Raw genomic sequence first — 24,718 nt, forward strand, 5'->3', positions numbered from 1 at the left:
TCCCCTCTTCTCTATCCTTTTTTATTTCGCCAATTCATACATGGCTTGTGCATATAGCGCAGTTGCTCGTAGTAAATCATCGATTTCGATATATTCATCCTTTTGATGTGCACAATCAGGTCTTCCTGGGAATAGAGGGCCAAAGGCAACGCCTGCTTCTAATGACCTTGCATACGTTCCTCCCCCAATCGCAATAAGATGGGCAGGATCTCCTGTTTGTTCTTCGTAGACACGCTGTAATGTTTTCACAAGTGGATGGTCTTTTGAGACGTGATGAGGAGGACTGTCATCAAATTTCTCAATCGCTGCCCCTTTTATTCGTTCAATCCCTTTTTTGACTTCCTCACCGTCCGCTGTTACGGGATAGCGGACATTCAGCCCAAGCTTCGCTTCTTCGTTTTGCGAATAGCGGATTGTGCCAACATTCAAGGTCAAGTCACCACTAATATCATCTTTACAAGCGATGCCGAGTTTTTGTCCTCTTGTGTCTTGATCAAATAAAGCATTTATTTGTGATGTAAAAGCGAGCCCTCTTTCATCTAATTCATGCGCACATAAGAAATTCGCCATATGAATGCCCGCATTTGTGCCATTCGCCGGCTCCATTGCATGAACTGATACACCTTTTAATGTGAATGTCAGTCCATCTGCTGTATGGTTTGTCTCACCGGTTAACTGATTTTCCGCAAGATAGGCTGCAAAAGCCGTTTTTAATGCTTCAGCATCGTGATCATTTGCTGCTGCCACAATCGCGCGAGCCTCATCTGGGACCATATTGAGACGCATGCCTGATGTGAATTGCTTAAGGATGTAACGCTTGTTTTCTTCTGATTGTTCGTATGTAAAGGATACGATGGCATCTATGATCCCTTTTTCAGCATGAATAATTGGAAAATCAGCATCTGGCGCAAACCCAATTTGCGGCATCGCCTCATGCTTGAAATAGTGATCGACGCATCTCCAATCGCTTTCTTCATCTGTGCCAATGATGATTCGAATCTTTTTCGACAGCGACAGACCTGCATCTTTTAACATTTTCAATGCGTAAAACGCGGCCATGGTCGGCCCTTTATCATCAATGGCTCCTCTTGCAAAGATTTTATTTTCTCTTATGTCCGCTGAAAATGGCGGGGTTGTCCAGTCGTCTCCCGCAGGCACGACATCCACATGGCATAGCACACCGACGATATCTTCGCCTTCTCCATATTCAATATGACCAGCATAACCATCAACATTTTTCACTTTGAAGCCCTCGTCCTGCCCTTTTTTGAGCATATACTGAAGAGCCTCATCCACTTTTTCACCGAACGGTTTTCCTGCTGTGCCGCCTTCTTCATCCAAGACACTTTCAATTTGTAAAAAAGATTGTGTATCCTGAATCAAACTGTCTTTTTTTCGTATGACTTCTGCTTCCCAATTCATTTTTCCATTCCTCCTTGAAAAAAGGTTGCAATCCACCCTTAAAACGAATATTATATTAAGTGTTTTGTAATAATGTTCGTAAATGGAGGATTTTATGTTTCAGTTAAAAGAGAACCAAACCAACATAAAGAAAGAATTACTCGCTGGTATGACGACATTCTTTACGATGGTATATATTGTAGCCGTCAATCCAGGAATCCTTTCAGATGCAGGCATTCCTTTTGACCAAGTCTTTACTGCAACCATTATCGCTGCTGTTGTCGGTACACTCTGGATGGCACTCTTTGCAAACTATCCGATTGCCATTGCACCAGGTATGGGGCTGAATGTCTATTTCACCGTCACTGTTGTCGGTGGTGGGGGTCTCAGCTATCAAACAGCATTTAGTGCGGTATTTGTTGCTGGAATACTCTTTATTATTTTATCGTTAACATCCCTTAGAAAACAACTCATTGAGGCGATTCCAGATAATTTAAAGTACGGGATTACAGCAGGTATCGGATTATTTATTGCATTCATTGGGCTAAGACAGTCTGGAATCATCACTGCTGATCCACAAAATCTTGTGAAGCTTGGCAATTTAAGCTCACCTGTTGTCATTTTGACACTCGTTGGTTTAATGATTTCTGTCATATTAATGGTTCTTCAAGTGAATGGAGCGCTGTTTATCGGTATGTTAGCAACCACGTTAATTGCACTTGCAACAGGTCAGCTTCATTTCCCTAAAGTGCTAGTGGATACCCCAGCACTGCCTGAAGGAATGCTGATTACAAATCCATTCGCTGCGTTTGGCGATGTATTTTCCCATCACTTGTATGCTGTTGTCTTCTCCTTTTTACTTGTGACGATTTTTGATACAACAGGAACAATGATCGGGGTTGCGGAACAAGCAGGTCTAATGAAAAATGGTCAGCTCCCAAAAGTACGCAGAGCCTTACTTGCTGACTCTGCTGCAACGACAATTGGCTCAATGTTTGGAACAAGCCCAACCACAGCTTACATTGAATCTTCATCAGGAGTGGCTGCTGGCGGAAGAACTGGACTGACCTCTTTAACCGTTGCTGCATTGTTTATTGTGGCTTTGTTTTTTGGTCCGCTCGTTCAAGCCATTTCGTCTTTGCCGTCCATCACTTCACCTGTCTTAATCATTGTCGGCTGTTTGATGATGAATTCAGTGTCACGTATTCGCTGGAATGAGCTTGACGAAGCATTTCCTGCTTTTCTTGTGATTCTTTCCATGCCGCTGACATCTAGCATCTCTACAGGAATTTCACTAGGATTTATTTCATATCCACTTGTGAAGCTGGCAAAAGGAAAATGGAAAGAAGTGCATATTCTTGTGCTCATTTTTGCCGTCTTATTTTTCGTGCAGCTCTTTTTCTTAGAAGGATAACCAAAATAAAAAGACACATTTCTCATTTGAATGTGTCTTTTTTGTATGAATGATTTTTTATTTTGTAAATTTTCTGTGTTTATTTTTTACTCTTTCTTAAGTGGCAATTTCTTTATACACCTTGTGTTTATTGGGTTGTAACCGGATTCAAATCATGATATATACCATAATTTCATTCATGAAGACAAGTTTAAAAACACGTAAAGTTGACTTTTTGGTGGAACTAGATGCATAATAACGTGTATAATAGAATAAAACATTAAGAAACACGAACATTTACCATTGTTGCATGTCCTTATGTCGCAGTTTTAGTGTAGTAAGTTGTGGTTAGTCAAGTCCATCCGATCTTATTGATAGGGAGTGGTTTTTTGAAACCTTCAACAAACCGTATGATGACTCGAATAAAATCAGTTTATATGTTCATTCAAGAGAAAGGTCTTGTGACGACGCAAGAGCTGGTTGATGAATTCGGGATCACACCTAGAACCATCCAAAGAGACTTAAACGTGCTTGCCTATAACGATCTTGTTCATAGTCCAAGCAGAGGCAAATGGGAAACAACGAGAAAAAAAGTAAAAATATCATCATAAGCGAATAATGAACTTCCATATAACAAAAAGAACCGGCGATATGCCGGTTCTTTTCTTTTTCTCTATATTAATCACGATTGATTAAACTGTCTAACTCTTCCTCCGTCAATTCACGGTATTCTCCGGGGGCCAAATCTTCGTCTAATGAAACAGCTCCCATCGAGAGTCGTTTTAAAAAGATCACTTCATTGCCCACTGCTTGTGCCATCAGCTTCACTTGATGGTACTTCCCTTCAGTAATCGTTAAACGGATTCGTGTATCTGCCTCTTGGTTGGCATCTACTTCAACCTTCGCCGGCTTCGTTCGGTAGTCGTCTAAAATCACAACTCCCTCTTCAAGACGAGTGATGTCTTGATCTCCAAGCGGGTATTTTAGATGAACTTCGTACGTTTTCGGGACATGCTTTTTCGGAGATAACAATTGATGAGCAAGCTGGCCGTCATTTGTAAGGAGGAGGAGACCGACTGTATCCTTATCCAGTCTCCCCACAGGGAATGGCTCCCTTGCAATATCCTCTGGCTCTAGTAAATCAACAACCGTCTCATCTCGCAGATCCTCCGTTGCTGAAATGACACCGTCTGGCTTGTTCATCATGAGATAAATGAATTCTTTATACTCTACACGCTCTCCATGCACGAGCACTTCATCATTTGTTGGATCGACATGATCTTTCACCTGCTTCGCCACTTCTCCATTCACTGTGACAGCCCGGGCCTTGACCAGCTTCTTTACATCTTTCCTTGAACCAAAGCCGGTATTGGCCAGCAATTTATCAAGCCTCATGCTTCTCCACCTCTTCTTAACTCTTTTTTCTTAAAAATGATGGCATCCGGCTGCCAAGTACACGCTCTAACAATCCAACTTTATAAGATAAGAACATATACACACCGCCGCCAGTGATCATTGAAATCAAAATAACAATACCCGCTTGTATGATTCCGCCTTCATATGAAATGACTTGACTCACAAGCTGACATGTCACATAAGCCACTACAGCCATGATTGCCGTTAAAATACCAATTAAAATAAACCGTTTGAAAATCCTGCGGAACGAATAGCCTGCATGGCGCTTGATCATGATGAACATATACAAAATCGAGGCACTGTAGCCTAATGCCGTTGCAAGCACAGAACCGTTTCCTTGCAGCCAGCTAATCAGCGGGATATTGAGAACCGTTTTAATGATAATCCCTAACAAAAGACTGACGATCGCAAATTTTTGTTTGTTAATCCCTTGTAAAATCGCTGCGTTAATGGTGAATAAAGAAAACAGTAACGCAACAGGTGCATACCAAAACAAAATAGAAGTCCCAATCTCAGGATGCACAGACGGATAGAAAAACCAATAAACTGGTCCAGCCAATGCCGAAATGCCAAATGAAGCAGGCAGAACGAAGAATAAAATGACCTGCATCGTTTGATCAATTTGCCGATTCAGCAGCTTGTAATTTCGCGCTGTAAAGGATTCCGTTATGGTTGGAATCAATGTTAAACCAAATGCAGTTGCAAGTGACACAGGAATCATGACAAGCTTCGGTAAATATAACGTCACAATAGACAGAACCGCTGTACTAATATCCTGATGTCCTGATGCAATCATCGCTCTGTTAATTGTATTTGTATCAATATAAGAATAAATCGGAATGGCAAGCCCAACAAACACATAGGGTGCTGCATAACTGAACAGCTCTGTAAACATTTGCTTATAAGATAATCCAGAATAGTCCCCTGTATTCGGCTGCATTGCCAAAAGCCGATCTTTCCGCTTCAGCCAATATAAATAAAGCGTAAATAGACCGCCAAACGCACCAATGAGTGCGGCAAATGTGGCATAACCAACCGCAATAACAAGACCGCCGTCAAGCACTTTTAAAATGATAAACGTCGCTGTTAATAGGAAGATGATTCTGACAAGTTGTTCGATGACTTGGGAAACAGCTGTCGGGCCCATCATCGAGTGTCCTTGGAAAAACCCTCGCACAAGACTCATAATGGGTACAACCAATAGACCCAAACTGACCATCCGAATCACATAAACCACTTGATCGACCGTCAAACCGCCCGTTTCATTCGATCCTCCAAGCTGAATCTTGGCAAAGATCGGTGCGGTCAAATATAAAATAGAAAAGGCGATAATACCGGTGACAAGCATGACCGACATACCCGCCCTGAACATTTTTCTTGTTGTCTCATAATCGCCGATTGCATTATATTTAGAGACGAATTTCGATACCGCTGTTGGAAAACCGAGCGTAGCAATACTTAAAAAGATCGTATACTGATTGTATCCATATTGGAATAGCGCACCACCAGTCGCTCCGACCATTGCGCTAAATGGAATTAAGTAAATCATACCAAGAATACGAGAGAGATAAGTCCCTATCGTTAAAACCAACGTACCACGAAGCAGTTTATTAGACATGCGCTTAACCACCATTTTTCTAATGAATATTCAACTTAACTATTTTAACACATCATTTCATCGCACAGGTAACAAATCCAATACAGAAGTCACAAAACCAATCAATTCATATTTCAGCCTTCCCCAATCTTCGTTATAATAGAGAAATGACTGAAAGTAGAAAGAGGAATGTAACATGAAACATTATGATGTCATTGTCATTGGCGGTGGACCTTCTGGACTGATGGCCGCGATTGCATCGGCAGAACACGGTGCATCGGTTCTGTTAATTGACAAAGGAAACAAACTTGGCAGAAAGCTCGCCATTTCTGGCGGTGGACGCTGCAATGTGACCAATCGCCTTCCAGTAGAAGAAATCATCAAGCATATTCCCGGAAACGGCCGTTTTCTATATAGTGCATTTTCTGAGTTCAATAACGAGGATATTATTTCGTTCTTTGAAAATCTAGGTATTGAACTAAAAGAAGAAGACCATGGACGTATGTTCCCTGTCTCAAACAAAGCACAATCTGTTGTGGATGCCCTATTAGATAGGCTCCGCGTGCTCAATGTGACCATTCGAACGAATGAAAAGATTAAAACCGTTCTGTATCAAGACGGACAAGCAGCTGGAATTGTTACAAATAATGATGAAAAAATTTCAAGTCATGCCGTTGTCATTGCTGTTGGCGGGAAAAGTGTGCCGCATACAGGCTCTACTGGCGATGGCTATGCATGGGCAGAAGCCGCTGGTCATACCATTACAGAGCTCTTCCCAACCGAAGTACCCGTCACGTCAGACGAGCGTTTTATTAAGGACAAAGTGCTTCAAGGTCTTTCATTAAGAAGTGTGGCCGTGAGTGTTTTAAATAAAAAAGGAAAACCCGTCGTCACTCATGTCATGGATATGATCTTTACACACTTTGGCTTATCAGGTCCTGCCGTTCTGAGATGCAGCGGATTTGTTGTGAAAGAACTGAAAAAGCAGCCGGCCGTCCGTCTTCAAATTGACTTATACCCAAAGCTCAATGACGAGGAGCTTTTCCAAAAACTTCATCGTGATTTAAAAGTTGAACCAAAAAAAGCCATTAAAAATGTCCTGAAATCTTGGATGCAAGAGCGCTATTTATTGTTCCTTTTAGAACGAAATGGCATTGATCCGCAGGAGACATTTTCTGGTCTCGCTAAAGATAAACTGCGCGCTTTTGCTCATGATTGTAAGCATTTCATCGTCCATGCAAATGGGACGCTTTCTTTAGATAAAGCCTTTGTTACAGGTGGCGGCGTTTCTGTCAAAGAAATTGAACCGAAGAAAATGGCATCCAAAAAAATGGCCGGTCTTTATTTCTGCGGAGAAATTTTAGATATTCACGGTTACACAGGCGGTTACAATATTACGTCAGCACTTGTGACAGGCAGGTTAGCTGGCATGAATGCCGCACTAGAACTAAAGGAGAGATTTCAATGATTAGACGCGCACTTCCGATTGTCCTTGCAGTTGTCATTAGTTTGACAGCCGCTTTCTTTATGAAGCTGTCCATTACCCCGTTAAAAATCGCCATTATTTTAGCGTTTACGATTTTCGCTGTTTGTTTAAAAGAATATGTCTACCGTCTGCGCAAACGAATTGAAGAAAAGTCATCTTCACATATCGATGGTTGATAAATGGAAGCAAAACATGTTACGGTAAAATAGAGGTCGAGTGAGAAACTCGCCTCTTTTTGTTTGAAAATAGTTGAGACAGGGGATATTAAACAAAATCCTCTGCTTAAACGTGTAGAACAACAGGAGAGTGAGATGGTGTGAAAAACGTATCAAGTGTATTTTGGATTGTGATTGCAATCACATTTATTGCCGTTCTATGGGGAGCCTTTTCTCCAGAATCACTGCAAAATGTGACAGATCAAATTCAAACATACATTACAAATGACTTTGGCTGGTATTATTTATTAGTCGTATCGCTTCTAGTCGGCTTTTGTCTATTCTTTATCTTTAGCCCTATCGGAAAAATTACATTAGGTAAGCCAGGTGAAGAGCCTGAATTTGGTCTTTTTTCTTGGTTTGCGATGCTATTTAGTGCTGGAATGGGCATTGGACTTGTTTTTTACGGAGCAGCTGAACCGATCAGTCATTATGCGATTCAATCACCAACGGGTGACACTGAAACTGCACAAGCCTTCCGTGATTCCCTTCGTTATACTTTTTTCCACTGGGGACTTCATGCATGGGCGATCTATGCCATTGTTGCGCTTTGCATTGCATACTTTAAATTTAGAAAAGATGCGCCTGGCTTAATCAGTGCAACACTGCAGCCAGTTTTAGGAGATAAAACGCACGGATGGATCGGAAAAACCATCGATTGTATTGCTGTGTTTGCGACAGTTGTTGGTGTTGCAACGAGCTTAGGATTAGGCGCAGCACAAATCAATGGCGGATTGGATTATCTATTTAACATTCCAAATGCCTTTAGCACACAATTGATTATTATCATCATTGTGACGGTGCTCTTCCTTGCATCTGCTCTTAGCGGTATTGGTAAAGGGATTAAATATTTAAGTAATATCAACATGGTATTAGCAGCTGTTCTGATGTTTTTCTTACTTTTGGTAGGTCCAACAGTTTATATTTTAAATTCATTTACTGACTCTATTGGACAATACTTATCCAACATCGTTCAAATGAGCTTTCGCTTATCTCCAAATGACCCTGAAAAGAGAGAATGGATTAACGGATGGACGATCTTTTATTGGGCATGGTGGATCTCTTGGGCACCATTTGTCGGGATCTTTATTGCACGTGTATCACGTGGACGAACCATTCGAGAGTTTTTAGTTGGTGTGTTAGTTGCTCCATCTATCCTTGTATTTCTTTGGTTCTCTATTTTCGGTGTTTCTGCGATGGACTTACAGCAAAAGAATATTGTAGATGTTGCAGGCCTTTCTACGGAAACCATGCTTTTTGGTGTACTAAATGAATATCCGTTGGCAATGATCACATCGATTCTAGCTCTTATTTTAATTGCGGTATTCTTTATCACATCAGCAGACTCAGCTACATTCGTTCTCGGCATGCAGACAACCTATGGATCATTAAATCCATCCAATAGTGTAAAGATCAGCTGGGGTATTATCCAGTCAGCAGTTGCGGCAGTGCTCTTATTTTCAGGCGGTCTTGAAGCCTTGCAAAACACAGCCAAACTTGCTGCTTTACCGTTCTCTGTTGTCATCATTTTAATGATTGTATCTCTGTACAAATCATTAAATGAAGAACGAAGAGCGATTAAACAAGCAAATAAGTACAATAAACCAAGAAGTCCAAGAGTAAAAAAAGCATAATCATCACAAGAGAAAAGCCGTTCCTCATCCGAACGGCTTTTTTTCTCGTTGAAATAATTGAAGATTGTCATGACATCGCGTATTCCGATAAAATAGTGTTGAATCATCACTTTTCTACATAATGGAGGTTTATATGACGTTACCTACGTTCAAGTACAACCCAGACCCAGTTTCATTACATGTAATTAAAAAAGAGCAGACGATATGCCCCGTTTGTGAGAAAGAACGAGATTATGTATATCATGGTCCTTTTTATTCTGTTGAAGACGTTTCTGGCATTTGTCCTTGGTGCATTAAAGATGGATCAGCTGCTCAAACATATAATGGAATGTTTCAAGACGATGTGAGTTGTGATGACGTCGATCATGAAGAATATATAGATGAACTGATCTACAGAACGCCGGGTTACCGCGGATGGCAGCAGGAATATTGGTTAAGCCATTGCGGGGATTTTTGCGCGATTGTGCAGTATGTTGGATGGAAAGAAATTGAGCATTTAGAGGAAGAACTCTCAGAGGATATTGAAGAGATTTGCAGTGGTGGACATTTCACAAAAGAGAACCTGAAACAATGGCTCGTGAACGGAGGAGACTTGCAAGGCTATCTCTTTCAATGCGTTCACTGCAAAAAGCATCGTTTACATATTGACGCTAGTTGATCATGGCAAAAGAACCCTTCAGCAGGTCCTTTTATTTTTTATATAAAATGAGCGCTGAAAAACAGTAGAGCTGCTCTCCTCCTTGCTCACAGATCACCGCCACATTGTATTTGATGTCAATAATTTGGTCGTCGTCCATTCCTTTTAAAAAAAGATTGATTTCGCTTTGCAAATCTTTCTCGTGTTCTTCATCAAATACAGCTACCTTCAGCACATATGCCACTCTCCCTTCTCTTGCTACTCTATTTTTATGCAAATAGAGACGGACATATGAACAAAAAAAAGCCTTCCATCTTGTCGATGAAAGGACTTCTTTTTACAGCTTCGGTTTTGTTTCTCCTGTCCATGCAAGCATGCCGCCAACGACATTGGTTGCTTGATAGCCTTGGTCTTCTAAGAAATAGCAGACATTCTCACTGCGTTTACCAGAACGGCAAATAATATAATACTCTTGCGTCTTATCAAACGCATCTAGCTTCTCAGGAATATCGCCCATTCGAATATGGACTGCCTCTGGAATCATGCCTTCTGCTACCTCTTCATCCTCACGCACATCGACGAGTTGAATGGCTTCTTCTTGCTCTAGTTTTTGCTTTAATTCTTCTATTGAAATTTCTTTTACTGACACGACTCTCATCTCTCCTTTTATTCACGGTGACACCATTATAGCAAATCATACACATCACTGCGTATTCACCCGCTTGGATTGAAGGAAAGACGGGAATCGTTTCTTCACATCAACTGCCGGCTGCTCGCTTTCAAACTCTATCTTTTTAAATACTTGATAGGCTAGCCACATGTGGCCATATGCGAGAATGCTGATGCTAAAAAACGGCACGATCCCTGGCAAATAAGCAAATAGGATAAAGAGAACAGCCGAGAAAACGAGCATAGAGAGCGTATATTGCAAATACGAGATGCCAAGCAGAAGGGAAAATTTCAAATAAAGACGCTTTTTCCACTCATAATGAGCCAGCAGCGGAAAGATATAAAACAAGCTGACAATAAACAGAAAACCAAAGATATAGATCGCAAAGCGAAGCACGTGTAAAAACCAACTCGTTGGATAAATATAAGCAAGGTCTACATAAATAATTGTCCCGATGATGACCAGCACCACTCCAATGACATTAGAGCGTACAAATTCTTCGCGGTATACTTTCCAAAAGGTTTGAAAGACGCTGACTTGCTCATGCCCTTGTATCCACTTTCTCATCACAGAAAATAACGCTGTTGTTGCAGGCATGAAGCCAAAGATTCCAAGCCCAAGTAAAGTGAACAAAAGCCATAACAAATTCGTATAGGCAAGTCTCATCACCCACTCACACATGCGCAACATTCTGCTCATTGATCCATCATGATCCATCTCTCTTCCCTCCTCTCTTTCTCGTTACACCGTCTCTTTTTGAAACAATTCTTCTATTTCAATCGGACGTTTTTCTGCAACTGAGCGCCACATGCCTTCGCCAAGTGCAATGGAATAAGCCCCCGCCTCTGCTCCTGCCGAAATGTCATAAGGAATGAGCGGATCTTTTCCTAAAAATAAATCTGCTAATAATAGCGGATCTCCGCCTCCATGACCACCTGATTGTTTCACAACTTCAATCGTTTCTTTTCCACCAAACATCGGGTAGTATGCAATTGTCTGTTCAGGGAATTGAAAAGGGATTCTCGATGGCACATGAAACTCATTTGTTTCAATCCGTCCCTTCGTCCCGTTAATCGCAAGCCGGTAGCCTTCATAGGGCGCTGAAAATTGAATCGAATAACTTAACAAAGCCCCCTGATCATAAGCCACTGACGCCACATATGTATCCTCAATATCAATTTCTCGATCAAAAATACAGGCATCCGGGCGATAATTTGAGTATTGCTTTGACTGCTGCTCACCTGATTCAATATGGTCATCCTCCACCTTTGTGCGCTCTACCCGCGGATTCCACCTTGCTTCATAATGACAGGTATCTCTTACATGACAGGTTCCACAATATCGATTCTCTTCACCCTGCAAAGGATTCCAAGGACTTTCATCCCCATAATAATTCAGTGCGCCATAGGCAAATACTTGCTTCGGCTTTTGATCAATCCACCAGTTGACCAAGTCAAAGTGATGGGTCGATTTATGAATAGACAGACCGCCTGAATATTGACGCGAGCGGTTCCACCTTTTAAAATAACTGGCTCCGTGATACGTATCAATGAGCCAGCTTAACTCAACAGACGTGACCCTTCCAATCTTTCCATCTAAAATGAGCTCTTTTATCTTTCGGTGGAATGGATTGTAGCGATAATTAAAGGTGACGGTGACCTTCCCTTTGCTTTCTGCCTCTTTTTCCATCACCTGTTTGGCGTCTTTTGCTGTTGTGACCATCGGCTTTTCCGTTATGACATCCAGATCATGATCCAGTGCCTGCAGGATATATGTGACATGTGTATCATCTCGCCCCGCCACAATGACGATGTCTGGCCTTGCTTCCTTCACCATCTGATCAAATGCATCCTCATGAAAAAATGAGACGCCCCTTAGTGATGGAAAACGTTCCTGACAAAGTGTATACCGCTTCTCATCTACATCTAAGAGCCCCGTAATCCTGTAATGCTCATTGAAATCCTCGGTGAGCGGTTTGATAAACATATTAAAAGCACGGTGACTGAGCCCGCAAACGGCGACCCTTTTCACATTCCCCCACCCCTTTTTCTAATGGTTTTCACGAAGCTGTTTCATGAGAGACAGTGCCTCTTTAGATTTCTCCGTATACACAGGAATAAAGGCGACCATATCTCGGTGTAATCGAAAGGTATAGCCATTTAGCTGCTTTGTTCCTTTCTTGATTTGGACCGCATAATCGACTGTATTTCCCGTCTTTGCATCTTCCACCGTATATGGTCCTGCCCCTTCGCCATCTACCCGCATCTCTTCAAGCAGCTGAAAGCTTTCAGGATCATCATATGTTCTAAACATTTCTTCCGGGACAAACATCACGTCCCCCTCTTTTGCAGTTATTTCAACAAGAAGTTTTTCAGGAATTGCAGGGAAGATGTGAACGTCGTATGTCTCTTGATTTGGTTGAAAAGCTTTCTCCACTAATTGGTCTTTCATTGCTTTTGACATGTCAGAAAAAATAAGGACATCAATCCCCTCTGTTTTCCCCTGACAGGCGGACAAATAAAAGGCAGCGATGAAGCTGAGGAGCCATGCCGCAGCCCTTTGATGCCGCCTCATACCTTTTGAAACACAGACAGCTTTTCTAGTTCAGTTAACGCCATAATAAAAGCGCCTGCTCCATGCAAATCATTCGTGCTCCGCTCTCTGCCAACGTAATAGTCATAAAATCCCGCAGATGTTCCAATACAAATATCGTTCACCGTAAAATCGCCGTTGTCTTTTTCCTTCGTTTTATATTGAATCAATCCTTGATACGCTTTGACCACATGATCAACATATCGAAGACTGACATATCCTTCATTCATGGCTTTTGCCATCGCATATATGAATAGACATGACCCTGAGCTTTCAAGCCAATTGTCGCTATGACTTCCTTTATCAATGATTTGATGCCATAGACCCGTCTCGTCGTCCTGATATTTTGCCACACTTTCCAGCATATCTGTCAGTGTGTCCCTCCACACTTTTCGTCCTTCATGTCCTTCTGGTAAATCTTCGATCATATCGGCTAACGCAAGGACATACCAGCCAAAGGATCTTGCCCAAAATTCTGGGGAACAACCCGTCTGTTGATCAGCCCATGGCATCACTTTCCGTTCATCCCATGCGTGATAGTAAAGGCCCGTTTTTTCATCTTTGGTATGCTTTCTCATGAGATGCTCTTGATGGATGACCATGTCCACCAGCTCCGATTCTCCTGTCAACTGGGCATACTTTAAAGCAAAAGGCCCACCCATATAAAGACCATCTAGCCACATTTGATAGGCATAATTGTCTTTATGCCAAAAACCGCCCTCAGACGTGCGATTCAGCGTCCGGTAAAGCCCCCGAAGCTTTTCTGCTGCCTTCACATACCGCTTCTCTCCCGTTCTTTCAATCAGCGGGAATAAAATGAGCCCTGCTTGAATGGCATCAAGCTCGTCTCTGCGGAATAACAGATTCCCATGGTCATCAATGAGTGAGTCAGCATAATTTTTCACATAATCAAAGTACGCCTCGTTTTCTGTTGCTTCGTAAAGCTTCATCACTCCGCAAAGGAAAACCCCTTGATGATAATGCCACCTTCCAGCTGGCGGAAGTTCAATCGGTGTATACGCTTTCATTATTGTTTGTGCTAATTTCTCTGCATGCTCAAGCGGTGATCCCTTTTCAATCGATAATGTCATTGGTCTTCATCTCCCCTTTTAATAAATCCCTTCTTCTCCAAACTTCTTCGCTAAACGGTTCGCCATCATGACCAAAATAAGTCCAACGGCTGCTTTAAATAAACCAACAGCGGTACTATAGCTGAATTGTCCTTGCTTCAGACCAGCTGTATACACATACGTATCAAAAATCTCTGCAACTTCCCTGTTGGTCGCATTGAGTAATAAATAGACATGCTCAAATCCAAGCTCTAATGTATCACCGATTTTTAAAATGAGCAGTACAACAATGACACTTTTAATCGCAGGAAGGGTGATGTGCCACATTTGTCTGAGTCTGCCGGCTCCATCCATTTTTGCTGCTTCATATAGCTGCGGATCTACTGCTGTAATCGCTGCAAGATAAATAATGGTTGACCAACCCGCTTCTCTCCAGATTACCTGCAAAATGTACATGGGTCTAAACCATTCTTGACTAAGAAGGAAGTTAATCTTTTCTCCTCCGAAGAAAGCAATCAATTCATTGATTAACCCGCCATCTACCGTTAACAAAACAAAAGATAAGGACACGACAATCACCCATGACATGAAGTGAGGAATATAAATCATTGTCTGAACAAATTTCTTAAACAGTGCCAATCTGACCTCGTTTAAAAGAAGGGCTAATAAGATTGGAATCGGAAAGAAAATCACGACATTCATGGCAAATAAAATGAGCGTATTTTTTAATAAGATGAAAAATGTTGGTTCTGTAAATAAGCGAATAAAGTGTTTGAAGCCAACCCACTCACTGCCAAGAATTCCGAGAAACGGCTGGTAATCTTGAAAGGCAATGATCAGCCCCCACATAGGGACATATTTAAAGACAAGAAAATAAAGGAGCCCTGGCAAAATCATTAAATACAGAAATTTTTGACTAAGTAATTGATTAAGTAAGCGCTTTCTCTTTTCTTTTTTCAAAGCTGCCGCAGGCACACCCTTGGCAGTGACATCCTGTGTTTTCACAGATAAAGCCTCCCCTCATGCTGATGCATGTGTTAACTGTATCTTAAGGATGAAAAATCCGTCTACAATCATATCATCAGATCATATTTACTCAGGGGAAGCTACTCAAAACGTTACATAAAACATAAGAAAATGATCCTAATCTCAGAAAATGATTATTGACAAACCTACCAGATTTTTGGATTAATAAACTAAGGGGAAAAGATTGTTTCGTTTGAAATGGGGGGTTTTATGAAAAGAAAGCAGTATAAATTTTATTACAAGCTGGTGACGTTTTTTTTCGTGCTTAGTACAATTCCTGTTATTATTGTCGGTATTTTTTCTTATCAGCATTCGCAAAAAACTGCACTCGAAAATATTTCAAATGAAAAGCTGGACAGCGTCAAACAAACGCAATCCAATATTGAGCATATTCTAAAGACAGTAGATCATTCTCTCACTCACTATGTCAGTTCGCCGCCTCTCCTTCAAACACTGGCAGAACCTTTAAATCCAGACCAATTCCAACTTTATAATCAAGTCCAGCAAGAACTGAATTACCTGCAAACCTTCGACACCGATCTCTCCAATATTACACTTGTTAGTAAAATGGAAGATTGGTATATGAACAATTCTGGTCTTTATCATGTCTCAAACGGAGATCAAGAGAAAGCGTTAACCTCTTACCTCAATATTCCGAGTCATTCCAGCTGGGCACTTGAAGAAAATAATCCACTTGTCTCAACAAAAGAAGGAAAGACATCCTTTTGCAAATACAATGTGAATTTAATCAAGCAGCTTCCGATGAACAGTGTCCAAAAGAAGGGGATCGCCGTCGCCAGCATTCCAAGCTGCGTGATTGCTGACAACATGCCTGACTTCTCTCAATCTGATAGTATGTTTGTCATTGATACAAACGGAAAAGTGCTGCTACATAATCGAAAAGAACAAATTGGTGACTCGTTAAAAAATCAAGATTTCGTCAAACATGTCCTGTCACTTGAAGAACGATCCGGACAATTTGATATGAAAATCGATGAACTAAACTATCAAATTACGTTTCAAAAATCAGATTATAACGAATGGACATACTTATCCTTTGTCTCCATTCCAGAACTAAAGCAGCAAACGAAATCAATCGGGTGGATCACCTTTATTATTTGCTTTATTTTGTTAGCGCTTTCATTATTATTTTCATGGTTTGGCTCTAGACACTTTTATAAACCGATTCGCTTATTATACGAATCCTTTGCACGTAATGAGTCGTTTTTGCATAAACAGCCTTTCCAAAATGAATTTGAGCTCATCGAATCGAGCATTAAACAAATGAAAGATCAAAACAATGATCTAGAGGAACGGATTGAGCAGCAAGTGACCCACTTACAGCAATACTTTATGGTGCGGCTGCTGCTTGGCAAACTGACGGAAGAAGAGATTCACAACCGATTTCAAAGTCTAGGCTTTCCTCGTGACTGGTCCCATTTGTCCATGCTTGTGACCCAAATCGATACACTAAAAGGAACGCCGTATGAAAAAAAGGATGCAGACTTGCTTTTATTTGCGATAAACGGACTGATTGAGCAGATTATTCCGCTAGAGGAGCACCTTCAGCCGACCGTTGTCAATCAGCATCAAACGACGATTGTTCTCAATCAATCGAAGTCAGAAGAGGAATTTACTGAATATTTAAATCAATTAGCCGAAACAATTCAGCAGCGGATTGAGGAAGAGCTGGGCTTATCGATCAGCATTGGGATCAGTCGCTCATTTAAAGAGCTCTCTATGGCCAAACATGCTTATATTGAGGGAAAAGAAGCCTTAAAATATAGGCTCAAGGCAGAGAAAAAATCCATTCTTTTATACGAGCACATTCAGCAAGGAAAGACGTTTAAGACTCATTTCCCAAAACAGCTGCAGCATGATTTATTTGATGCCATTAAAGCAGGCGATCAAGGCAAGGCAGATCACTATTTACATGTGCTTCTGCAATCCATTTTTTCTAAAAATGCTGGACCACATGAGTACCAGATTGCTCTCGCTCGTTTTTTAAACAATCTCATCGAGCTGATGCATTTGCTAGGCATTGAATTGTTTGAAGTCGAAGATAATAAAATGCTCTATGATACGATCTTTGAGTTTAAAACGTTTGAAGATACAGAAGCGTGGCTGAAACATGAGATCATTCGACCCATCATTGATCAGCTCGGCGCGCGTGAAGACTCTCAATATAAAAATATCTCAGAGAAAATCATTCATATCATTCATCAAGAATTTGACTCAGATCTGACATTGGACGAAATCGCTACACGCCTACACTACAACCCAAATTATTTAAGCAGTATTTTTAGAAAAGAAATGGATATCTCCTTTAGTGAATATCTCTCGTCTTACAGACATCATGTCGCCAAAAACTGGTTGGTGGAGACGGATATGTCGGTGAAAGAAATTTCGGAAAAGCTAAAATACAAAAATCCGCAAAATTTCATCCGCTCCTTTAAAAAGCTGGAAGGCACGACACCTGGGAAATACCGTGATCAGAAAAAAGGCACATAAAGCAAAGTCCCGCTCTCACAAGAAGCGGGACTTTTTTATTTAAACTGTTCATTTAGAATACTGTCTTCCAGCACTGAAAGCGGCTCGCCATACACTCGTTCAATATGGGCTGCCCCCCAATCACATAACGCATTCAAAATTCGCTCAAGTGACTGTCCGTATTCACTTAATTCATACTCCACTTTAGGCGGCACTTGTTCATATACAATGCGGTTAATCACACCGTCATTTTCAAGCTCTCTCAGCTGCTGTGTGAGCATTTTTTGCGTGATATTTGGCATGAGGCGCTTCAGTTCACTCGTCCGCTTTTTCCCATGTGTTAAATGACATAAAATGACACACTTCCATTTCCCGCCGATCACTTCAAGCGTTGCCTCCACAGAGATATTATATTTCTTCTTTTCCAACGTCTCTTCACTCCTTTTGATGCTGTACAGGCACTTTTTAGTACCTATATTACAAAAAAGTACGTACTTTTTTTTCTGTCATCTATGTTAGATAATAACTCTTGCCGATCGGCTTCGTCTATTAAAATGTTATGAAAGAAGGATGTGAATCACTATGCAAAACAAACAAAATCACTTTGCCCTTCTCGCACTAGCGATTAGTGCATTTGCTATAGGTACAACTGAATTTATCTCTGTAGGTCTCCTACCGATGATCTCAAAGGACTTTGGCGTGAGTGTCAGTCAGGCCGGCTGGACCGTTTCTTTATATGCGCTCGGTGTTACCTTTGGCGCACCAATTCTAACCTCCCTGACTTCCGCTATGAACAAAAAGACATTGCTTTTGCTCATTATGCTCGTCTTTTTGATCGGAAATACACTCGCCACGATTGCCCCGACCTTTTCTGTACTCTTAATCGGACGAGTGATTTCAGCCCTATCACATGGTGTATTTATGTCGATTGGTTCGACCATTGCCGCAAGCCTTGTGGTGAAAGAAAAGCGGGCAAGCGCCATTGCCTTTATGTTCACTGGTTTAACAGTCGCTACTGTGACCGGTGTGCCATTCGGTACGTTTCTTGGTCATGAGCTCGGCTGGCGGACGTCATTTGGTGTGATTGTCATGATTGGCCTAATCGCACTGATTTCTAACTATTTCCTTGTTCCGTCTCAATTGAAACAGGGCGTGAAAACAACGTTTAAGGATCAAGCAGCCTTATTAAAGACGAAAAGAATTTTGCTTTTATTTGTCATTACTGCTACAGGGTATGGAGGAACTTTTGTCGTCTTCACCTATTTATCCCCTCTCTTGCAGCATGTGACAGGTCTTGCGCCTGGAACAGTTGCCTTGATCCTGCTGTTATACGGGATGACCATCGCCGCTGGGAATGTCATTGGCGGCAAAGCAGCGAATAAACAGCCAATGAAGGCACTGATTTATATGTTTATCATTCAAAGTCTCATCTTGTTTATCCTTAGCTTTACTGCTGGATTTATGACACTCGGGATTGGAACTGTGATGCTGATGGGACTGTTTGCTTTCATGAATGTACCCGGCCTTCAAGTTGCCGTCGTTGATTTTGCAGAAAGGTATACACCTGGAGCTGTCGATGTTGCTTCCGCTCTGAATATCGCTGCCTTTAATGCGGGTATCGCCATTGGTTCATTTTTAGGCGGCATCGTGACAGATACCCTTGGGCTTGTGCATACCGGCTGGGTTGGCGGCATCATGGTGCTCATAGCGGCCATACTCACGATGGTGAGTCATCAAATCGAACAAAAAGAATACAAACAAACCATTTAAAGGAGACTTTCATATGAACGATTTACAAAGTACAAAAACATTAAACAACGGCGTCCGCATGCCAGGATTTGGTCTTGGGGTCTTTCAGGTTGAAGAGGGAACGGAATTAATTGAAGCTGTTAAAACAGCCATTCAATTAGGATATCGCAGTATTGATACAGCTTCTATTTACGGCAATGAAGAAGGTGTTGGACGAGGCATACAACTTGGTCTAGCAGAAACAGGCCTTCGCCGCGAAGACATCTTTGTGACATCCAAAGTGTGGAATGCCGATTTAGGATATGAAGCGACACTAAAAGCATACGAAGACAGCCTGAAAAAACTTCAGCTTGATTACCTTGATCTGTATTTAATTCACTGGCCAGTTGAAGGGAAATACAAGGAAGCATGGCGCGCGCTTGAAACGCTGTACCGTGAAGGAAAAGTTAGAGCCATCGGTGTGAGTAACTTCCAGCCGCATCATCTAGATGAATTATTGAAAGATGCGGACATCATTCCAGCGATTAATCAAGTCGAGTTTCATCCAAAACTCACGCAGGAAACGTTGTTTACGTATTTGAAAACACATGGTATCCAAATGGAAGCCTGGTCACCACTTATGCAAGGAGAGCTGCTGCACCACCCGCTGATCACGGAGCTTGCGGGCACATACAGCAAAACACCTGCTCAAATTATTTTGCGCTGGGATGTGCAAAAAGGCGTCATTACGATTCCTAAATCAACGAAAGCCCATCGTTTAAAAGAAAATGCCGATATTTTCGATTTTGTCCTATCTGATGAGGATATGAAGCGCCTGTCTGCCTTAAATGAAAATAAACGAATTGGTCCTGATCCAGACAACTTCGACTTTTAATGAAAACACCCCCGCTTTTTACTAAGCGGGGGTCTTCATGTTCATCATTTTGATTTTTTAAAGGAAGCTTCATATTCTTCTATGATTTTATTTCCACCATTTGATTTCCACTTCTCTACATCTTTCTTAAATTGTTCTTCGTTGATATCACCAAGAATGAACTTATAGGTCGCATCATCGATGATTTTCTTCAATTCATTTCCTCGCTCTGATGCTGTTTCTGAATACAGGCTTTCAGCAGGGTTAGCGACAATGATGTTTTTATTGTCTTCTTCTAGCTCTTCATATTTTGTACGAACTGCATCGCCTTTATTTTTCAAGTAACGTTTATCAATCCCTACGAGGCTGACAAGCGGCTGTACATCTGTCTGCCAGCTTTTCACTTGGCTTTCTTCCCTCACAAATGTATTTCCATCTTGTTTGTTATAATGCTTTCCATCAATCCCATACGTCATGAGACCATACACGTCTTCTTCTGCAATACGGTCAAAGAAAGCCAAAATTCTCTTTAACTCTGCTTCTGATTTGACACTTGTTTTAGGGAAGGCGAAGATGCCATTATGGCCGCCTGATGCCCATACACGTTCTTTGCCATCTGGACCTTTGATTCGGTTGATAATATCCAATTCCATGTTCTTATCTGTTGCATCATCTCTTAAGTTCACTGCATCTACCATATTTCCAACATAGATACCCGCTTTTCCTTGTGAGAACAATTCTTGCTGCTGCGTTTTGCTTGTGACTGGGAAGTCTTTGTTTATATAACCATTGTCACGCAGCTTTTTCATATATTTCATTGTATTCATATATTCATCTGTCATAAAGTCTGGCGTAAACTTGCCGTTTTCTTCTTTCCAATCTGTTGGCATTCCTTCATAAGAACCGAGCGTTTTAAATGCACCGTAAATCAAATCATTACGGTCTGTAAAACCAATTGTATCGTCCTTACCATTTTTGTTCGGATCTTTTTCAGTAAATGCCTTGGCTACTTCATAAAGGTCATCCAGCGTTTTTGGTGTATCCAAATTTAAATTTTCAAGCCAATCCTTTCGAATGACAATCCCTTGTCTTGAAAGTGGTCTCTCTCTATAAATGCCATAAAGCTTCCCATCGATAGAGGCATTTTTATTAATCAGTTCGTTCATCTTACTTAAATTTGGATAATCCTTTAAGTATGGACCGATTTCCCAGAACATGCCTGATCTGAACGCATTGATAGCAGATGAATTCTTAATGTCTTGAATCGTCACAATTTGCGGGAGGTTCCCTGCGGCAAGTGCTGAATTTAAACGGTCTTCTTTCACCGCATCAGGCACCCACGTAATATCAAGCTCTGTATTTGTGAGCTTCTCAATCTCTTCTAGCACTGAATCTTTCGGCGGCTGCTGATGATATAAAATCGCCATCCATGTCAGCTTCACCTTTTTGTCTAAATCAACCTTTTCATCTGATGAACTTGCCCCTTTACTTGAACAAGCTGACAGAATACCACTTGCTGCAAATAACAAAACAAAGGCAATCAGCCATAATTTCTTTCTCCCCATAAGATCCCTCCGTTATTCCATCTTTTTAACCCTTTACAGAACCTAGTAATGCCCCTTTGTTGAAATGCTTTTGAATAAATGGATAGACAAGCAGAACGGGAATGGTCGCCACGACGATGACCGCCATTTTAATGGTTTGGTCTGGCGGCGGTGTTGATGAGCCCATATCTGACATATCTCCCTGCATACCGCTTGATACAATGACGATTTGTCTTAACAGGACCTGAATTGGCCATTTCACCGAATCGTTTAAATATAAAATGGCTGTCATGTACGTATTCCAATACGTCACGGCATAAAAAAGTGAAATCGTCGCAATAGCTGGCAAAGAAAGTGGCAGCACGATTTTAAAGAAGATCCCTAAATCGTTACAGCCATCCATCTTCGCTGATTCTTCAAGGCTTGCTGGTATGTTTTGAAAGAAGTTTTTCAAAATGATCAAATTGAATGCATTGATGGCCACTGGCAGAATGAGTGACCAGTAAGTATCAAGCAGCCCAAGTGTTTTCACGACGATAAACGTTGGAATCATCCCTCCACTAAACAGCATCGTGAAGACAACGAGAAACATGAGAGTTCTTCGGCCCTTTAGCTCCTGACGAGACAGCCCATACGCCATGAGTGAGGATAAAAACATGCTGACCGCTGTTCCAACGAGTGTCACAAGAATGGATACAATCAGGCTGCGATACACAATATCTGTAGAAAAGATATAGCGATAGGCCTCTAGAGAAAACGTCGTTGGAAACAAAATAAACTTCTTTGAGATGACCTCTTCTACTGTCGCAAAAGAGGCGGCAATGACATGGATGAACGGGAGCACACATATTAATGCGAACATGAGTAGAAAAGAGTAATTAAATACATTGAACAATCGGCCTTTAATAGAACGATCTATGTTCATCACGCCCTTTCTTTGTAAGCGTTATCATTTCATCTGAACATAAGCTGCAGCCTTTGACGATATCGTGATTAAAATGTAACAAACGGGGGAAGAAAGCGTCTATAATCATCATGACAGACCACAGAGATGATCATGCCATTCGTGCTTTTAGCCTCATCAATGAAAAGAAAAAGATCATGAGCTAATGTCATGATTATGCCCTATGCCTGATCGTTTTCTTTCAGAATTTCTGCCGTATTGACATCTGGCCTGTAGCCTAACTCCTGCTTCGTTGACTGAGTAGACCAAGGTTTTCCTTCGTTTTCTGATACGGCATAATAAGTCCCGAATGGAACGTCCGTTTCGATGGCAGCCTTGATCATGCCGAAAAGGTCTTCATGTGAAAGAAGCGTTCGTTTCGTTCTTTTTTTAGTGTGCAATCCTTCCATCTCATCTGTCACGACGGTTCCAATTCTCAAATTGATGACAGACATACCTGTTTGATCGTGAAACAAACGCCCAAGCTGTTCGGAAGCAAATTTTAAAATGCCATACACATTTTTCGTTGCTGGTACATCATCAGTCGTAATTTCTCGCCCTAGTAAGGAGTGACCATCTTTTTCATAGCGATCTGTCACATGGTTACTGCTTGCAAAAATGACTTTTGGAATGCTTAACCGGGCCGCTGAACGAAACATATTATACGTGCTTATCCAAAACACCTCATTCATTTTTGCAAACTCCTTTTCATTCATCACATCATGCGTCATGTCTATGTTTAAAAGATGAATGATCACATCTGTATCTCTTGGAATGGCTTGAAACAACTCCTCTTCAATTGCTGCATTTGCAAAAATGACTTCTTTTACACATCTTGTCTGATCAATGATGGTCAGGTCATACTCCGAAGAGAGCTCGTTAGTTAATAAACGTCCGATGACACCACATCCGCCAATCATGGTGATTTTTTTCATCTGTTTCCTCCTTCATCTTCTATCGGAGTAGTATGTCCATGCCGTCTATTGATTACAGCCACTTTTTCAAAAAACGTGTAGCCTCGTGGCGCATAGCAGCCGTTTCAAAATGACCTGCATGTAAACCTACAAGCTGATAACGTTCCTTTAAGGAAGCAGCTTGATAGGCTTGACTTAATGTCTGTTGAATTCGTCCAACACCTTCAGCTGGTGTAAGCTGATCATGCTTTCCAACTAAGCTTAAATGCGGTCTTGGGAAAATCATTTCTTGGATGTCAGCTGCTGTAAAGTGCTTAGCTAAGCTCGGTACATAATAGTAAAAACCGTGTCTATCTAAATGATTTGTTTCAATCAATGTGTGATGATCAACCTGTGCGCAAAGATCCACACACACACTGACCCTCTCATCAAGTGCTGCCGTCCACCATGAAAGAAGGCCGCCCATTGACATCCCAAAAACAGCTAAACGCTCTGGAAGCACATCAGAGCGGGACAGCAAATAATCAATTGCACACATGCTCTCATACAGCATCATGCCCCACATCACTTTTCCTGTTAACAGCATTTCTTTGAAAATTTCACTTTCTGTTCTTCCCCTTCTTTCACCAAATCCCGCATGATCAATCGCCAACACACTATAGCCCTTTGAAGTGAATTCTTTTGCGTATGAAGGCGCTTGCAAATAATGAGCCCCCTTCAATAACTCTTCTTTCCCATCCACATAATTCCCACCATGAGAATGCTGAAACAAGACAACAGGCCTTTTTTTCACTGTATCTTTCGGCTTCACAAAATAAGCCGGAACTTCCTCCACCCCATGAATAGAGAGAATGAGTGTTTCTACTAAGTACGATTCACGTTCCTCAATCTTTAACGTATACGCCTCCACACGATGGCGCTCCGGCATTTCCCCTAATAAACTGAGCAGTTGTTCACGTTTGCTTTCCTTTTCCATTGACGTCACTCCTCATTTTCTTGATCAACTTGTTAAATACGAGATTGATGGAGGAATTACCTTGTTTTCGACAAAATTATGTCCCGGGAAATAAACAACACCCATCGGCTGA

Annotated in this window: 24 protein-coding genes; 9 read left to right on the top strand and 15 right to left on the bottom strand. The window is 41.4% G+C overall.

The window, feature by feature from the left end; genetic code table 11:
• Positions 1–21: 21 nt before the first annotated feature.
• Positions 22–1,422, bottom strand: a complete 1,401-nt coding sequence (pepV, locus tag NST73_RS13970) for a dipeptidase PepV (RefSeq protein ID WP_058337264.1) — start codon at positions 1,420–1,422, stop codon at positions 22–24.
• Positions 1,423–1,516: 94 nt separating this feature from the next.
• Here pepV and NST73_RS13975 point away from each other — a divergent pair, with 94 nt between their 5' ends.
• Complete coding sequence (locus NST73_RS13975; protein WP_017358329.1) at positions 1,517–2,815, top strand: NCS2 family permease; 1,299 nt, start codon at positions 1,517–1,519, stop codon at positions 2,813–2,815.
• A 368-nt stretch (positions 2,816–3,183) separates the two neighbouring features.
• A complete protein-coding gene (locus tag NST73_RS13980) occupies positions 3,184–3,405 on the top strand; it encodes a DeoR family transcriptional regulator (RefSeq protein WP_008356419.1) in 222 nt (73 codons plus the stop codon).
• 67 nt (positions 3,406–3,472) lie between these two features.
• Here NST73_RS13980 and NST73_RS13985 read toward each other — a convergent pair whose 3' ends face one another.
• The gene (locus NST73_RS13985) at positions 3,473–4,189 is read right to left on the bottom strand and encodes a pseudouridine synthase (RefSeq protein WP_017367874.1); all 717 of its coding nucleotides are present in this window, start codon (positions 4,187–4,189) and stop codon (positions 3,473–3,475) included.
• A 16-nt stretch (positions 4,190–4,205) separates the two neighbouring features.
• Positions 4,206–5,828: a polysaccharide biosynthesis protein gene (locus NST73_RS13990; protein ID WP_017358331.1), complete on the bottom strand. Its 1,623-nt coding sequence runs from the start codon at positions 5,826–5,828 to the stop codon at positions 4,206–4,208.
• Positions 5,829–6,003: 175 nt separating this feature from the next.
• Here NST73_RS13990 and NST73_RS13995 point away from each other — a divergent pair, with 175 nt between their 5' ends.
• The 4 genes from NST73_RS13995 to NST73_RS14010 all read left to right on the top strand — a co-directional run bounded on the left by NST73_RS13995 (position 6,004) and on the right by NST73_RS14010 (position 9,800).
• Positions 6,004–7,275, top strand: coding sequence for an NAD(P)/FAD-dependent oxidoreductase (locus NST73_RS13995; protein ID WP_342499156.1), 1,272 nt, complete (start codon positions 6,004–6,006; stop codon positions 7,273–7,275).
• Entirely contained in the window at positions 7,272–7,469 is a 198-nt protein-coding gene (locus tag NST73_RS14000) for a hypothetical protein (protein WP_008343027.1), read from the top strand. Before NST73_RS13995 ends, NST73_RS14000 begins: the two co-directional genes overlap by 4 nt.
• Before the next feature lie 140 nt (positions 7,470–7,609).
• Positions 7,610–9,142: a BCCT family transporter gene (locus NST73_RS14005; RefSeq protein WP_041093413.1), complete on the top strand. Its 1,533-nt coding sequence runs from the start codon at positions 7,610–7,612 to the stop codon at positions 9,140–9,142.
• Between the two features lie 133 nt (positions 9,143–9,275).
• Positions 9,276–9,800, top strand: coding sequence for a CbrC family protein (locus tag NST73_RS14010; protein ID WP_017358334.1), 525 nt, complete (start codon positions 9,276–9,278; stop codon positions 9,798–9,800).
• Positions 9,801–9,831: 31 nt separating this feature from the next.
• Here NST73_RS14010 and NST73_RS14015 read toward each other — a convergent pair whose 3' ends face one another.
• The 7 genes from NST73_RS14015 to NST73_RS14045 form a co-directional block, all read right to left on the bottom strand.
• A complete protein-coding gene (locus NST73_RS14015; protein ID WP_003217582.1) occupies positions 9,832–10,014 on the bottom strand; it encodes a sporulation protein Cse60 in 183 nt (60 codons plus the stop codon).
• A gap of 102 nt (positions 10,015–10,116) precedes the next feature.
• Entirely contained in the window at positions 10,117–10,428 is a 312-nt protein-coding gene (locus tag NST73_RS14020) for a rhodanese-like domain-containing protein (RefSeq protein ID WP_017358336.1), read from the bottom strand.
• 54 nt (positions 10,429–10,482) lie between these two features.
• Positions 10,483–11,166 carry a YesL family protein gene (locus tag NST73_RS14025; RefSeq protein ID WP_035391076.1) on the bottom strand — a complete coding sequence of 228 codons (684 nt, stop codon included), beginning with the start codon at positions 11,164–11,166 and terminating at the stop codon, positions 10,483–10,485.
• A gap of 24 nt (positions 11,167–11,190) precedes the next feature.
• Positions 11,191–12,480: a Gfo/Idh/MocA family oxidoreductase gene (locus NST73_RS14030; RefSeq protein WP_342499157.1), complete on the bottom strand. Its 1,290-nt coding sequence runs from the start codon at positions 12,478–12,480 to the stop codon at positions 11,191–11,193.
• A gap of 18 nt (positions 12,481–12,498) precedes the next feature.
• Positions 12,499–13,023, bottom strand: a complete 525-nt coding sequence (locus tag NST73_RS14035) for a lipoprotein YteS (RefSeq protein WP_249855645.1) — start codon at positions 13,021–13,023, stop codon at positions 12,499–12,501.
• Positions 13,020–14,132 carry a glycoside hydrolase family 105 protein gene (locus NST73_RS14040; RefSeq protein WP_135009419.1) on the bottom strand — a complete coding sequence of 371 codons (1,113 nt, stop codon included), beginning with the start codon at positions 14,130–14,132 and terminating at the stop codon, positions 13,020–13,022. Before NST73_RS14040 ends, NST73_RS14035 begins: the two co-directional genes overlap by 4 nt.
• A gap of 18 nt (positions 14,133–14,150) precedes the next feature.
• A complete protein-coding gene (locus tag NST73_RS14045; RefSeq protein WP_008343019.1) occupies positions 14,151–15,116 on the bottom strand; it encodes a sugar ABC transporter permease in 966 nt (321 codons plus the stop codon).
• A 231-nt stretch (positions 15,117–15,347) separates the two neighbouring features.
• On the opposite strand from NST73_RS14045, the gene NST73_RS14050 reads away from it, so the two are divergent.
• The gene (locus tag NST73_RS14050) at positions 15,348–17,648 is read left to right on the top strand and encodes a helix-turn-helix domain-containing protein (protein ID WP_019743703.1); all 2,301 of its coding nucleotides are present in this window, start codon (positions 15,348–15,350) and stop codon (positions 17,646–17,648) included.
• A gap of 35 nt (positions 17,649–17,683) precedes the next feature.
• Here NST73_RS14050 and NST73_RS14055 read toward each other — a convergent pair whose 3' ends face one another.
• On the bottom strand, positions 17,684–18,055 hold the full coding sequence (locus NST73_RS14055) for a helix-turn-helix domain-containing protein (protein WP_008343017.1): 372 nt from the start codon (positions 18,053–18,055) through the stop codon (positions 17,684–17,686).
• A gap of 154 nt (positions 18,056–18,209) precedes the next feature.
• Between NST73_RS14055 and NST73_RS14060 the strand changes: the two genes are divergently transcribed.
• Positions 18,210–19,397 carry an MFS transporter gene (locus NST73_RS14060; protein ID WP_342499158.1) on the top strand — a complete coding sequence of 396 codons (1,188 nt, stop codon included), beginning with the start codon at positions 18,210–18,212 and terminating at the stop codon, positions 19,395–19,397.
• Between the two features lie 13 nt (positions 19,398–19,410).
• On the top strand, positions 19,411–20,250 hold the full coding sequence (locus tag NST73_RS14065; protein WP_039168372.1) for an aldo/keto reductase: 840 nt from the start codon (positions 19,411–19,413) through the stop codon (positions 20,248–20,250).
• A gap of 44 nt (positions 20,251–20,294) precedes the next feature.
• Here NST73_RS14065 and NST73_RS14070 read toward each other — a convergent pair whose 3' ends face one another.
• The 4 genes from NST73_RS14070 to NST73_RS14085 form a co-directional block, all read right to left on the bottom strand.
• Positions 20,295–21,794 (bottom strand): extracellular solute-binding protein, encoded by a 1,500-nt coding sequence (locus tag NST73_RS14070; protein WP_058337258.1) that lies wholly within the window; start codon positions 21,792–21,794, stop codon positions 20,295–20,297.
• A 25-nt stretch (positions 21,795–21,819) separates the two neighbouring features.
• Positions 21,820–22,680 carry a carbohydrate ABC transporter permease gene (locus NST73_RS14075; protein WP_098680761.1) on the bottom strand — a complete coding sequence of 287 codons (861 nt, stop codon included), beginning with the start codon at positions 22,678–22,680 and terminating at the stop codon, positions 21,820–21,822.
• Positions 22,681–22,898: 218 nt separating this feature from the next.
• Positions 22,899–23,651: an NAD(P)-dependent oxidoreductase gene (locus tag NST73_RS14080; RefSeq protein WP_058337257.1), complete on the bottom strand. Its 753-nt coding sequence runs from the start codon at positions 23,649–23,651 to the stop codon at positions 22,899–22,901.
• A 52-nt stretch (positions 23,652–23,703) separates the two neighbouring features.
• The gene (locus NST73_RS14085; protein ID WP_017367887.1) at positions 23,704–24,606 is read right to left on the bottom strand and encodes an alpha/beta fold hydrolase; all 903 of its coding nucleotides are present in this window, start codon (positions 24,604–24,606) and stop codon (positions 23,704–23,706) included.
• Positions 24,607–24,718 lie beyond the last annotated feature (112 nt).

It is taken from the genome of Bacillus sp. FSL W7-1034 (genome assembly GCF_038593365.1).
Taxonomy (GTDB): domain Bacteria; phylum Bacillota; class Bacilli; order Bacillales; family Bacillaceae; genus Bacillus; species Bacillus altitudinis.